Below are 12,582 nucleotides of genomic sequence, written 5' to 3' on the forward strand. Positions count from 1 at the left end.
TCCGTGACATGAGACTCGCCCTAGTGGCTTTAAGCACGTACAATGGCACGCAGAGTAGATGCTCAATGGCGCGCGGATATTGACTGAAATCCGAATGGAACTCTTTGCTGTTACAGCGTTATCACGGGGCCTGCACGCTCCAGCTGTCGCACAAGGCTTTCCCATTACTAAGCGAGGGCCAATGCGCATTGGAATCATGACCTCAGGCGGCGACTGCCCCGGTCTGAACGCCGTCATCCGCGGTGCGGTACTGAATGGCATCAAAAGCTACGACGACGAATTCGTCGGTTTCCGCGACGGCTGGCGCGGCGTCAAGGAAGGCGACTTCTTCGACCTTCCGCGAACCGCTGTGCGTGGCATCGCCAAGCAAGGCGGCACCATTTTGGGCACCTCACGCACCAATGCGTTTGAAGGGGAACTTGGTGGCGCGGAGAACATTTCCAAGGTTCTCAAATCCACTAGCATCGATGCGCTGATTGCCATCGGCGGGGAAGGCACCTTAGCTGGCGCCCAGCGCCTATGCGAAGCCGGCCTTCCTATCGTTGGCGTTCCCAAGACCATCGATAATGACTTGGACGCCACGGATTACACCTTCGGTTTCGATACCGCTAACCAGATTGCGGTCGAAGCCATTGACCGCCTGCGCACCACCGGCGATTCCCACCACCGCTGCATGGTGGCCGAGGTAATGGGCCGCCACGTAGGCTGGATTGCACTGCACGCGGGGATGGCATCCGGTGCGCACGCGGTGCTCATCCCGGAGGTTTCCACCACCATGGAGCAGATCTGCCAGTGGGTGAACGAAGCCCATGAGCGCGGACGCGCCCCGTTGGTGGTTGTGGCCGAAGGCTTTGTGCCAGAAGGCATGGAAGAAGCGTTCTCGGTACGTGGTCTCGATTCCTTCGGACGCGCCCGCCTTGGCGGCATCGGGGAGATGCTCGCCCCGGTCATTGAGGAACGTACCGGCATCGAAACGCGTGCAACCGTGCTGGGACATATTCAGCGCGGCGGCGTCCCCACCGCTTTTGACCGTGTCCTGGCCACCCGTTTGGGAATGGCTGCGGTGGATTCCATCCATGCCGAGGCGTGGGGCACCATGGTGGCGTTGCACGGCACCAAGGTGCTGCGCGTACCGCTGCGTGCCGCACTGAACAACCTCAAGCGTGTCCCCATGGAACGCTACGAAGAGGCCGCCGTGCTCTTCGGCTAGGCCTGGAGATACACCAAGGGCGTGGGTTGGAATGCTGTTCACAGCATTCCAACCCACGCCCTTCTCTTTGGCCTTTAGCCTTGCGGCGGGGTTCTCAGGAACCCGGTAAAGCGCCCAGCGACCTGGCCGGCGTCGGTCGCCACAATGACTTCCTGCGTTGCCGGGTAGCTCGTTTCGCCGTCCACCACGGACAGAACCGCTTCCGGGTCAACGTTGCGCTTGACCACGGCCAAGGCGATTGGCCCGGCTTCATAGTGCAAAGTCGCGGAAGTGATCCGGCCAACCGTGCGCTCCCCCAGCTTCACTTCGGCGCCGGTGGCAGGCAGCGTGTGCATGGAACCGTCGAGGTCCAAGAAAACCATGCGACGAGGCGGGTGGCCGATGTTGTGCACCCGGGCAATTGTTTCCTGGCCTTTATAGCAGCCCTTGTCCATGTGCACCGCGGTACGCAGCCAATCCAACTCGTGGGGAATGGTCTTGTCGTCTATCTCGGCACCGAAGCGCGGCTCCCACGCGGCGATACGCAAGGCCTCGACAGCCATCATGCCTGACAGCTCTTCGTCAGCTACTGCGACGGCAAGCTGCTCCAACTCCACGATATGCAAGAACCACGGACGTTCCTTGCCCGGGTGATCCTCACGGGAATAGGCCCAACCACCGTCGGTGATTCCGGGCCATGGGTTCTCCCAGACCAGGCTCCCGGCAGTGCCAATCTTGCGGGTAGCCGCCAATACGCCGTAGCTCTCGGAAAGATCATTGACCTCAACGCGCAGCATGAAGCGCATTGAGTTCAGGAACTGCGCCAACGCTGCTCCGGCACCAGGTTCAACGATCAGCAGCAAGCGATCTGCGGTGGCCAGCACCTTCATTTCGTGCTCAATGCGTCCTTGAACCGAAAGCAGCAGCGTTTGGGTGCTGTCTCCTGGCTTCAGGCTGGAAATGCGCTGGCTGCTGAGCGTATCGAGCCAACTCTGGCGGTCTTCGCCGCGGATCTCCACAACATCGAAGTGGCTCAGATCGGCAATTGCCTGGCCCTCAGCGAGTTTGCGAGCTTCGCGGGTAGGAGCGCCGTAGTGGGCTGCGACGCCGGCATCTACGCCGCCAGCTTCCACTGCAGCAGCACGGTCCAGCAGGACCGAACGGTATTCAGTGGCCATGATTAGTGCACCGTGCCTTCCGAGGTGACACGCTTGAGCGCCGCCGAGGCGTGCGCTTGAAGATCCATATTGCCCTTGGAAACATCCCAGCGCCAGAACAGCTCGCCATTGACCAGACCGTAGATCCGGGTTGAGGACGCGTAAGCTTGGGCGTTCTTGCTGCGCAGCAAGCTCTCGGTGGCCAGCTGAATGCGTGGTCCATTAATCAGGCCGTAATACAGCTCTGAGATGCCGTCTGGTCGGACAATTTGCGCCTGGATCTTGAAGCCGTCTTCGGTATGCAGCTTCTGCACATCGTCGGCCGAACGCAGTACCGGGAAGATGTCACCGGGCTCCATGCCAGGACCGGCATCGGCTTCCTGCTGTTCACGGTCCAAGGACCAGAAGCCGGTTTCAACGGCTAGGATCCGCAGCTTCGTGCCATCGGCTTCGGTCAGCCAGGCTTCACTGCGGTATTCAAGGTACGGCCCGCAAACGTCACGGAAGGTGACTTGCTGCCAGAAAAACTCGTCCTCGGCTTCGCCTTCGCCAAGACGGCCAGCACCTTCCCAGGTGCCGATGAGCCATGCGAAAGGTACAAGTTCCGGGGTGAGGTCCGTAGGTAGGTCAAAAGCCATGGACTACTCGCTCCTAAGTCAGTTAGTGATGAAATGAAAACAGCGCACACGTTGTTGTGTGCGCTGTTTCTACTTCTGGCCCTGGAAGAGGCGCTTCACTACCAAGCCTGCGAACCCAGCCATTCCGAGACCGGCGATCACTACAAGTGCCTGGAAGAAAATTTCGATTGCAAGGTAATTTTCATTCATGGCTTCATCTTAGCGCGGGAGGCAGGAGAACTTCGACACGCGTGACGCAGCTAGCATCATATTTGAACCGCTCACCGCTAAATGAAAGCCAGCACTTCCATCGCGTACCAGCTGACCGCACCGCTCATCAGCAAGATGGCGCAGGCAAGGCCAAGGATTCCACTCATGTTTCGTACGCTGCGGCTGACCAAGGCCAATGCCCGTAATGAACCCACCAGCAAGCCGGTCAGCAGTCCCAGGGTCGCCCCTTGGTACCAGAGCATATCGATTGGCAGCGCGCTGGAGGCCGCGCCCAATGCGGCAGCGACCACAGGCGCCAGGATCATGGTCATCCGGTTTGGCAGGCGGGTAACGGCAACCGCACCAGCCCCAAGCAGAGCGACCACGGTTGTGACGGCCAGCCCAAAGCCGTAGGGCACATAAGCACTAGCGGCCCAGGCGGAACCCAGCACGCCCAGGACTATGCCGGTCACGCCAGAAACCACACCGGCCAGCCGGCCTTCGGCTTCTGCCCCGCGCAATACCTGGCTGATAAATACCAGAAGCACGCCAACGGCGATTGCTTCGACACTATGTGACATCACCGACCCGCCTGGCATGAACATGGTCGAAGCCGTAGCCGCCAAAGAGCACAACGCCAAGATGATGGTGATCGGCCAAGGCGCATCGGAGCGGACCATTCGTGGCCAGGTATAGGCGAAAATCAGCTGCAAGACCGCGGTGAGCACACCCATCAGCCAGCTCATCGAATCCAGACTTGCAACAACGACAAGCAGTGCCGCTGCAACGAGTCCACTGAATAAAACCTTGATTCTCAAATTCTGATTCCTGACGGTAATGTGTCCGCACTTGCGTGTTCACATGCGTGCTTCAACTGATTCATTCCTTATAATGTGACACGTAAAAGTGATTTTTTCGCAACTATCTGGCAGGAGGAAGACCGATTGGCTCACCTACTGCTATTAAGTAATCATGCCGAAAATGCCGCTGAAGTTCTTCCGGCACTCGAACTGTTATTGCACGAGATTTCTTTCTTCCCTGCAACAACGGAGTCGCTGAGCCAAATCCCTGAGTGCGACGCGGTCATCCTCGATGCCCGTACAGATCTCATTCCGGCGCGCTCCCTGGCGCAGTTATTGCACGCCAATTTGAATCTGCCCTTGCTGCTGGTTGTCAGCGAAGGCGCACTGGGCATTTTGAACTCGGATTGGTTTGCGACTGATTTCCTGTTGCCTTCCGCCATCCCTGCCGAGCTTGATGCACGCATCCGCCTGATGCTCTCCGGAGCCACGGTTCCCGCCCCCGCACCGGTGGCCACTGAAAGCACTTCGGGCCTGCGCATCGATGAGTTGAGCTACACCGCCCGTATCGATAACCGCATGCTGGACCTGACATACAAAGAGTTCGAACTGCTCAAGTACCTGGCACAGTTCCCCGGCCGAGTCTTCACCCGCGAACAGCTGCTGCATGAAGTGTGGGGATACGACTACTACGGAGGCACCCGTACCGTAGACGTGCATGTGCGACGTTTGCGCGCGAAACTCGGCACCGATCATGAACAGCTCATCGGAACGGTGCGCAACGTCGGCTACCGCTTCCACACCGAATCATAACTTTCAGATAACTCCTACCCACTTCGCACATTTTACGACTATCGTGAAATGCATGAGCGAACTGCCACAGAACACTGTTTCCATCCAGCACGTCCCCGGTGAGCTTGATGAACGGGCGCTATCCGACGTGCGCCAGCTAGCCCTCGATGCGCAGAAAGCCGATGGCAACCCGCCGTTGAGCGACCAGACCCTGGTGGCATTGGCAGCCGATGAGCCTAGCCAGAATCTGCTTGCCCTGCTGGCTGAAGCCGGCGAAGGCGCGGAGTCGACGTTGGCCGGCGTTGCCATCGCGGTTCGGGAATCCCCGGATCAGCCTTGGGTCCTGGAACTGGTAGTCCACCCCGAGCATCGCCGCGCTGGCATTGGCCGGACCCTGCTGGGCAAGCTCGGTGAGCTGCTGGATCTCTCGAAGATCCAGGCGTGGGCGCACGGCGACCACGATGCAGCCAAGAAGCTGGCCGCAGGTGTGGGCCTGGACCGCGTACGCGAGCTGTTCCGGATGCGCCGCGAAGGCACCGATTACCTTGAAGAGCCTGCGATTGATCGCCGGATTACGGTCCGCACCTTCCGTGTTGGCGAGGACGAGCCGCAATGGCTGGAAGCTAACGCCAAGTCCTTCGCGCATCATCCCGAGCAAGGTTCGCTGACCCTCAATGACCTCGAAGCGCGCATGTCCGAGGACTGGTTCGACCCATCCGGCTTCTTCCTGGCCTTTGACGCGGAGGAGAATCTGCTCGCCTACCATTGGACCAAGATCCATCCTGCTACCGCAGACGCGGTCCGCCCCACCGGCGAGGTTTACGTTGTCGGCGTCGTTCCCGAGGCGCAGGGACTAGGCCTGGGCCGGTCCTTGACCACCACCGGCATCAACTACCTGCTGGAATTGGGCGTCGATGCGGTGATCTTGTACGTGGATGCCGATAATGAAGCTGCAGTTAAGCTCTACCGCTCGCTGGGCTTCACACTTTGGGATGCGGACATTATGTACGGTCCGCAGAAGATAGACTAGGGGTACCGGCAGTCCCTGATTTATCGGGACTGCCGCCAGCGGTGTCTTTAGCGTCCACTTGCAGGAAAGAAGTGAGTTCAGCCGATGAATAGCTACCCCAAGGAAACTGGTACTCAGCTACGTGATGTTCCTTCCTCGAAGGTCAATGAAGATCGTATAGAGCCAGCAGATTCGCTACCGGATCTGCATCCCGATGGCGGATTCAAAAATGAGCGTTTCCTTGACCGTGAGCTCAGCTGGCTGCATTTCAACGCCCGCGTTCTGGAGCTGGCCGAAGACACCGATCTGCCCTTGCTTGAACGGGTGAACTTCCTGTCCATCTTCGCCTCGAACCTTGATGAGTTCTTCATGGTTCGCGTTGCCGGGCTGAAGCGCCGCATCCACGCTGGACTGGCGGTGCCGGCGGCTAACGGAATGAACCCGGTAGACCAGTTGGAGTTGCTGCTATCCTCGGCCCACGCGCTGCAGACCCGCCATGCCAAAGTCTTCGCCGACTCGGTATACCCCGATTTGGCCGAGCAGGGTATCCGCATCACCACCTGGGAAGACCTCTCGGCATCCGAGCGTGACCTGCTTTCCAAGTGGTTCGTTTCCCAGGTATTCCCGGTACTCACTCCGCTGGCGGTTGACCCTGCTCACCCATTCCCGTACATCTCCGGGCTGTCGCTGAATCTGGCTGTGGTGGTCCGCAACCCGCTGACCGGCAAGGAACTCTTTGCCCGCTTGAAGGTGCCAGACACCATCGCCCGCCTGATCAGCATCGACGGCAACCGCGCGGCGCACTCTTCGTTGCGCACGGCCCGGTTCATCCCGCTCGAAGCACTTATTGCGGTGCACCTGGAGCTGTTGTTCCCGGGGATGGAAATCGTCGAGCACCACTTCTTCCGTGTCACCCGCAACGAGGACCTGGAAGTTGAAGAGGACGATGCAGAGAACCTGCTGCAGGCGCTGGAGAAGGAATTGCTGCGCCGCCGCTTCGGTCCTCCCGTTCGCCTGGAAGTCGCCAATGACATCAACCCTGAAATCATGGAGCTGCTCACCCGCGAGCTCGGTGTTGAAGAGGACGAGGTTTTCAAGCTTCCCACCCCATTGGACCTGCGCGGTTTGGGCGTTATCGCGTCGCTGGACCGTTCAGAGCTTCACTACACCAAGCATGTTGGCCATACCTCGAATTACCTGAACGAATCAGAAACTGCCAAAGCCGCCAATGTGTTCGCGGCCGTTCGGCGCCGCGACATCCTGCTTCACCATCCCTATGATTCCTTCTCCACCAGCGTGCAGGCCTTCCTGGAACAGGCCGCAGCTGATCCGAAGGTCATGGCCATCAAGCAGACCCTGTACCGCACCAGCGGCGACTCGCCCATCGTCGATGCGCTGATTGATGCGGCCGAAGCTGGCAAGCAGGTTCTGGCCCTGGTAGAAATCAAGGCCCGCTTCGACGAGCAGGCCAACATCTCTTGGGCGCGCAAGCTGGAACAGGCGGGCGTGCACGTGGTCTACGGCATCGTGGGCCTGAAAACCCACTCCAAGCTCTCCTTGGTGGTTCGCCGCGAAGGCGACAAGCTGCGCCGCTATTGCCACATCGGCACCGGCAACTACCACCCGCGCACCGCGCGGTATTACGAAGACTTCGGCCTGCTCACCTGCGACGACGAAGTTGGCGAGGATATCTCCAAGCTGTTCAACCAGCTTTCGGGCTACGCCCCGCGCTCGACCTACAACCGCCTGCTGGTTGCTCCGCGCTCGGTACGCACCGGCTTGCTGGCGCATATCGAGAAGGAAATAGCCAACGCCGCGGCCGGCAAGCCGGCAAAGGTCGTCATCAAGGTCAATTCCATCGTGGATGAAGCCATCATCGATGCGCTGTACCGGGCCAGCCAGGCAAGGGTCAAGGTGGAAGTCATCGTTCGCGGCATCTGCGCCCTGCGCCCGGGAGTGCCGGGACTGAGCGAGAACATCGAAGTACGTTCCATCTTGGGCCGGTTCCTTGAGCACAGCCGCGTGTTCATGTTTGAAAACGGCGGAGATCCACTGGTGTACATCGGCTCCGCCGACATGATGCACCGCAACCTGGATCGTCGCGTGGAAGCCCTGGTCTCGCTGCGCAACCAGGAGGACATTGATCGCATGATCACCCTGCTGGCCCGCTACATGGACGACAAGACCGCTTCGTGGCACCTGAACTCCGATGGCGACTGGATTCGCCATTACCAGGACGAGGATGGCAAGGCGCTCTCGGACGTCCAGTTCTGGTTAGTTGAAGAACATGCCCGCCGACGAAACAGTGGACGTAATAGCTAGTGACCGAACCAGAGCTGCGCGATACCCGCACCAGGGCTCGTGACATCATCCGTTCTGCAGATGCCGAGGAAATCCGCCTTGGCGAATACGACATCGTGGCCGCCGGGGCAATCCCCTGGCGCGTGAAGGACGGCAAACTCCAAGTTCTCCTGATCCACCGCCCAAAGTACGATGACTGGTCCTGGCCCAAGGGCAAACTGGATCAGGGTGAATCCATCGCCGAGTGTGCGCTGCGCGAGGTCCGCGAGGAAATCGGGTTGCGCATCACCTTGGGCATCCCGCTTTCAGCCACCGCCTACTCCGTGGGCCAGAAAACCAAGGTTGTCTACTATTGGGCAGCCAAGACCGATGCGCAGACGGTAATTGAGCCTGATGGCGCAGAATGCGACGAGGCTCTTTGGACCAGTCCCAAGAAGGCTGCCAAAATGCTGTCCATTGCCACGGACAACCAGCCGCTGGCCGATCTGGTCCTGGCTTATGAAGCCGGTGTGCTCGATACGCACCCGGTGCTCATTGTCCGCCATGCAAAGGCCAAGCCTCGCGGCAACTGGACTCGTGCCGAAGGAGACCGCCCGCTGGCGGCGACGGGACGACGCCAGGCGCAGGCAGTTTCCCGGATGCTCGAAGCCTGGAAGCCGATGCACGTGGCCTCTTCTCCGTGGATGCGATGCGTCCAGACGATCACGCCCTATGCCGCCTTGCACGCGTTGAAGCTCAAGAGCGTTAAGGCCCTGACCGAACATGCGGCGACACGCAATCCGGAGCGGGCACGCAAGGCCGTGCAGAAGCTCTTCGACAAGTACCGTTCCCAGGTGATTTGCACCCATCGCCCGGTGCTGCCCTTCGTGCTGGAGGTTCTTGCCCAGAACTCCACTGATGAACTGGCCAAGGCCCTGCCGGACCAGGATCCCTATTTGGAACCGGGGTCCCTGATCATTGCGCAGCAGGTCCAATCCGGCAGCCCGCGAATTGTTTCCTTTGAGATTCATACGCCGTATCACGACTAGTCTGATGCGGATGAAGCCCGGCATTGCATGCCGGGCTTCAGTGTTCTCTCAGGGCGTGGCACCAGCCGTTGCATCTGCCTCCGGTTAGGGATGAGACTATGAATAGGAGACACGTCACAGCCAAGAATGAGGTAATGCCATGACTGCCCAGCAACCGAACCAGCCAGTCGAGAAGATTGTGCACCATGGACTGCGTTTGGATCACGATGCCAGCCGCGGCCGCTATTCGCTGTGGCACGGTTCCACTTTTGTCGGTTTCCTCGGCTACTACGAAGAAGATGGCATCGCCACCATCCAGCACACCATAGTCAATGAGGAATTTGGCCGTCGTGGATACGCCCGCGCGCTGGTGACCTTGGTCCTGGACAAGTTCCGCGACAAGGGGCTGAAGATCGTTCCGGAGTGCAGCTACGTCCAGGACTACCTGCGCCGCTACCCGGAGTATAACGACATGGTGGCTGCGAGCTAGGCTCGAGTGCGAGCAGCATCATCAATGCGCTTAGTTCCAGGAACTTTCCGTTTGATCTAAACTGGGACGTGTGAATATGCCAGCGCCGACCACCAGCACGACAGGTATGATGACGACTCCAATCGCAACCCCTTATGAAGATCTGCTTCGAGACGTGCTGGAGAACGGCGCCTCCAAGGAAGACCGCACCGGAACTGGAACGCTGTCGGTATTCGGCCGCCAGATCCGCTTCGATCTGAAGGATTCTTTCCCGCTGGTCACCACCAAACGCGTGCACTTCAAATCCGTGGCAGCAGAACTCTTGTGGTTCCTGCGCGGCGAATCCAATGTGAAGTGGCTGCAGGACCAGGGCGTGCGTATCTGGAATGAATGGGCTGACGAAGCCGGCGAACTCGGACCGGTCTATGGTGTCCAGTGGCGCAGCTGGCCAACTCCCGATGGCGGCCACATTGACCAGATCTCCCAGCTGGTCGACTCGCTGCGGAACAATCCGGACTCCCGCCGCCACATCGTCTCGGCGTGGAATGTCGCAGAGATCCAGAATATGGCGTTGCCTCCATGCCACGTGTTCTTCCAGTTCTACGTGGCCGAGGGCAAGCTCTCCTGCCAGCTCTACCAGCGCAGTGCAGACATGTTCCTGGGCGTACCGTTCAACATCGCTTCCTACGCACTGCTCACGCGCATGCTTGCCCACCAGCTCGATCTGGAGCCAGGCGAGTTCATCTGGACTGGTGGCGACGTGCATATCTACACCAACCACTTGGAACAGGTCAAGGAGCAGCTCTCCCGCGATCCTTACCCATACCCGACGCTCAGCTTCAATTCCAAGCCCGAGTCGATCTTCGACTACACGCTGGAAGATTTCAGCATCAACCACTACCAGCACCACCCGACGATCAAGGGAGCCGTAGCGGTATGACTCCCAAGCCTCGCCACGCACACGACGTTGAACCGCTGATTGGCGCCATTTGGGCCCAAGCCGAGAACGGCATTATTGGCGCTGACGGCGCCATGCCATGGCACGTTCCCGAGGACCTGGCCCATTTCAAGCGCACGACCGCTGGCCATCCAGTGATCATGGGTCGTGCCACATGGCATTCCTTCCCGGCGAAGTTCCGTCCATTGCCAGGACGCACCAACATCGTACTGACCACGCAGGCTGATGCCCACGCGCAGCTGCGCAAGGATGGCGCACTCCCCGTCTCCAGCTTGGAAGAAGCCATCGCGTTGGCACAGCGCAGCGCCGGCGGCGAAGAAGTATGGATCATTGGCGGCGGAAAGGTCTATGCCCAGGCACTGGCGCTGCTGGACGTCGCGGTGATTACCAAGCTCGATGCCTCCCCTGCTGGAGATACCTCCGCACCGAAGCTCACCGCTGACTTCGCTCTGGGCGCATCCGATCCGTCCCTAGATTCGGAAGCTGCCCACTGGCACACTTCCTCCACCGGTACCCGCTACCGCTTTGAAACCTGGCTTCGCCAAAAGGATTAGAACGACCATGAAAAAATACATCGGAGAGCTCAAGCAGCACCCCGAAGCACTCTTCATTCTCGGATACATGCTCTTCCCGCTGCTGGCCTTGGTGGTGGCCGTACTCGGCTTCTTCATGGTTCTCGGCGGCCACAAGGTATTCGGCCTGATCATGCTGCTGGTCCCGACGCAGATCTTTATCTTCTCCGCCATGTGGGCGATCAAGAACCGCAAGCTGCTGCTTGAGGAAAAGTAAAACTTTCGCTGCACCGAGTCACACCTGAACCCTGCTGGGGCTTGGGTGTGATTCTGCTTTAACTGGTGTAACGAACCGGGCTCTGCCGGATAAACGCCCCTACCATGGATACATGACTTCATCTGTTGGTTTTGTAGGTTACCGAGGCATGGTTGGTTCCGTGCTGATGCAGCGCATGCTCGACGAGGGCGATTTCGCCCAGATTGACCCGGTATTTTTCTCGACTTCCAATGCCGGCGGCAACGCCCCGGCATTCGCTGAGGGTGCTGGGCCGCTGCAGGACGCGTTCGATATTGAAACGCTGTCCAAGTTGCCGATCATCGTCACTGCCCAGGGCGGGGACTACACGACCAAGGTCCACACCGAGCTTCGCAAGTCCGGCTGGGACGGCCTGTGGATCGATGCGGCGTCCTCGCTGCGCATGAATGATGATTCGGTCATCGTTTTGGACCCGGTCAACCGAGCCGTGATCGATGAATCCCTGGCCTCTGGCGTCAAGGACTACATCGGCGGCAACTGCACCGTCTCTTGCATGCTCATGGGCTTGGGCGGGCTATTCAAGAACAACTTGGTCGAGTGGGGCACCGCGATGACCTACCAGGCCGCTTCCGGCGGCGGCGCACGCCATATGCGCGAACTGCTCACCCAGTTCGGCGACATCAATGCGTCGGTGGGCAGCGAGTTGGCTGATCCAGCCAGCGCCATCCTGGAAATCGACCGCAAGGTCCTGGAAACCCAGCGCGGAAACCTGGATGCCGCGCAATTCGGCGTACCACTGGGCGGCTCGCTGATCCCATGGATCGACGCTGATTTGGGCAACGGCCAGTCCCGCGAAGAGTGGAAGGCAGGCGTGGAGACCAACAAGATCCTGCAGACCCCCGGCGACAAGCAGATCATCATGGACGGCCTGTGCGTCCGCATCGGTGCCATGCGCTCGCACTCGCAGGCACTGACGCTGAAGCTGAAGGAAGACCTGCCGGTCTCCGAAATCGAGTCGCTGCTCTCAGCAGACAACCAGTGGGCCAAAGTCGTTCCCAACGAGAAGGAAGCCACCATGGACCAGCTGACTCCGGTCGCGGCGTCCGGTACCTTGGATATCCCGGTCGGCCGTATCCGCAAGCTGGAAATGGGTCCTGAGTACATCTCGGCCTTTACCGTTGGAGACCAGCTGCTGTGGGGCGCTGCCGAGCCGCTGCGCCGCATGCTCGCTATCGCCCAGGGCCGCCTCTAGGCACCTCCGAGGCAAAGCCACGGCCAAGCCCAGAACAGAAATTTCTGTTCTGG

13 protein-coding genes are annotated in these 12,582 nt (G+C 59.6%); 10 read left to right on the forward strand and 3 right to left on the reverse strand.

What is annotated here, in order from left to right; all coding sequences use genetic code 11:
• Nucleotides 1–181 precede the first annotated feature (181 nt).
• On the forward strand, nt 182–1,210 hold the full coding sequence (locus ACIP6G_RS02845; RefSeq protein WP_400288553.1) for a 6-phosphofructokinase: 1,029 nt from the start codon (nt 182–184) through the stop codon (nt 1,208–1,210).
• Nucleotides 1,211–1,284: 74 nt separating this feature from the next.
• Here ACIP6G_RS02845 and ACIP6G_RS02850 read toward each other — a convergent pair whose 3' ends face one another.
• The 3 genes from ACIP6G_RS02850 to ACIP6G_RS02860 form a co-directional block, all read right to left on the reverse strand.
• Nucleotides 1,285–2,367, reverse strand: coding sequence for a folate-binding protein YgfZ (locus ACIP6G_RS02850; RefSeq protein ID WP_133833615.1), 1,083 nt, complete (start codon nt 2,365–2,367; stop codon nt 1,285–1,287).
• Nucleotides 2,368–2,369: 2 nt separating this feature from the next.
• Nucleotides 2,370–2,984: an FABP family protein gene (locus ACIP6G_RS02855; RefSeq protein ID WP_365946129.1), complete on the reverse strand. Its 615-nt coding sequence runs from the start codon at nt 2,982–2,984 to the stop codon at nt 2,370–2,372.
• 266 nt (nt 2,985–3,250) lie between these two features.
• Nucleotides 3,251–3,991, reverse strand: a complete 741-nt coding sequence (locus tag ACIP6G_RS02860; protein ID WP_105656875.1) for a hypothetical protein — start codon at nt 3,989–3,991, stop codon at nt 3,251–3,253.
• A gap of 126 nt (nt 3,992–4,117) precedes the next feature.
• Between ACIP6G_RS02860 and ACIP6G_RS02865 the strand changes: the two genes are divergently transcribed.
• From ACIP6G_RS02865 to asd, 9 genes are all read left to right on the forward strand, one after another.
• Nucleotides 4,118–4,786, forward strand: coding sequence for a response regulator transcription factor (locus tag ACIP6G_RS02865; protein WP_332487083.1), 669 nt, complete (start codon nt 4,118–4,120; stop codon nt 4,784–4,786).
• Nucleotides 4,787–4,838: 52 nt separating this feature from the next.
• Nucleotides 4,839–5,795 (forward strand): mycothiol synthase, encoded by a 957-nt coding sequence (gene mshD / locus ACIP6G_RS02870; RefSeq protein ID WP_365946132.1) that lies wholly within the window; start codon nt 4,839–4,841, stop codon nt 5,793–5,795.
• Between the two features lie 84 nt (nt 5,796–5,879).
• Entirely contained in the window at nt 5,880–8,096 is a 2,217-nt protein-coding gene (locus ACIP6G_RS02875; RefSeq protein WP_365946133.1) for an RNA degradosome polyphosphate kinase, read from the forward strand.
• Nucleotides 8,096–9,103, forward strand: a complete 1,008-nt coding sequence (locus tag ACIP6G_RS02880; protein ID WP_332502983.1) for an NUDIX hydrolase — start codon at nt 8,096–8,098, stop codon at nt 9,101–9,103. Before ACIP6G_RS02875 ends, ACIP6G_RS02880 begins: the two co-directional genes overlap by 1 nt.
• Nucleotides 9,104–9,242: 139 nt before the next feature.
• A complete protein-coding gene (locus ACIP6G_RS02885) occupies nt 9,243–9,572 on the forward strand; it encodes a GNAT family N-acetyltransferase (RefSeq protein WP_332594902.1) in 330 nt (109 codons plus the stop codon).
• Between the two features lie 109 nt (nt 9,573–9,681).
• Nucleotides 9,682–10,491, forward strand: coding sequence for a thymidylate synthase (locus tag ACIP6G_RS02890; protein ID WP_365946139.1), 810 nt, complete (start codon nt 9,682–9,684; stop codon nt 10,489–10,491).
• Nucleotides 10,488–11,063: a dihydrofolate reductase gene (locus tag ACIP6G_RS02895; RefSeq protein ID WP_365946134.1), complete on the forward strand. Its 576-nt coding sequence runs from the start codon at nt 10,488–10,490 to the stop codon at nt 11,061–11,063. Before ACIP6G_RS02890 ends, ACIP6G_RS02895 begins: the two co-directional genes overlap by 4 nt.
• Before the next feature lie 7 nt (nt 11,064–11,070).
• Nucleotides 11,071–11,298 (forward strand): NF038396 family protein, encoded by a 228-nt coding sequence (locus ACIP6G_RS02900; protein WP_105656882.1) that lies wholly within the window; start codon nt 11,071–11,073, stop codon nt 11,296–11,298.
• A gap of 112 nt (nt 11,299–11,410) precedes the next feature.
• On the forward strand, nt 11,411–12,529 hold the full coding sequence (gene asd, locus ACIP6G_RS02905; RefSeq protein ID WP_332594903.1) for an aspartate-semialdehyde dehydrogenase: 1,119 nt from the start codon (nt 11,411–11,413) through the stop codon (nt 12,527–12,529).
• Nucleotides 12,530–12,582 lie beyond the last annotated feature (53 nt).

The sequence above is a fragment of the Glutamicibacter sp. NPDC088483 genome, from assembly GCF_044753145.1.
In the GTDB taxonomy this organism is placed as follows: domain Bacteria; phylum Actinomycetota; class Actinomycetes; order Actinomycetales; family Micrococcaceae; genus Glutamicibacter.

Bases quoted from the DNA above. Each gene is read 5' to 3' on its own strand.
- ACIP6G_RS02845 (WP_400288553.1), top strand. From the start codon at position 182: ATGCGCATTGGAATCATGACCTCAGGCGGCGACTGCCCCGGTCTGAAC.
- ACIP6G_RS02850 (WP_133833615.1), bottom strand. From the start codon at position 2,367: ATGGCCACTGAATACCGTTCGGTCCTGCTGGACCGTGCTGCTGCAGTG.
- ACIP6G_RS02855 (WP_365946129.1), bottom strand. From the start codon at position 2,984: ATGGCTTTTGACCTACCTACGGACCTCACCCCGGAACTTGTACCTTTC.
- mshD (WP_365946132.1), top strand. From the start codon at position 4,839: ATGAGCGAACTGCCACAGAACACTGTTTCCATCCAGCACGTCCCCGGT.
- ACIP6G_RS02875 (WP_365946133.1), top strand. From the start codon at position 5,880: ATGAATAGCTACCCCAAGGAAACTGGTACTCAGCTACGTGATGTTCCT.
- ACIP6G_RS02885 (WP_332594902.1), top strand. From the start codon at position 9,243: ATGACTGCCCAGCAACCGAACCAGCCAGTCGAGAAGATTGTGCACCAT.
- ACIP6G_RS02890 (WP_365946139.1), top strand. From the start codon at position 9,682: ATGACGACTCCAATCGCAACCCCTTATGAAGATCTGCTTCGAGACGTG.
- ACIP6G_RS02895 (WP_365946134.1), top strand. From the start codon at position 10,488: ATGACTCCCAAGCCTCGCCACGCACACGACGTTGAACCGCTGATTGGC.
- ACIP6G_RS02900 (WP_105656882.1), top strand. From the start codon at position 11,071: ATGAAAAAATACATCGGAGAGCTCAAGCAGCACCCCGAAGCACTCTTC.
- asd (WP_332594903.1), top strand. From the start codon at position 11,411: ATGACTTCATCTGTTGGTTTTGTAGGTTACCGAGGCATGGTTGGTTCC.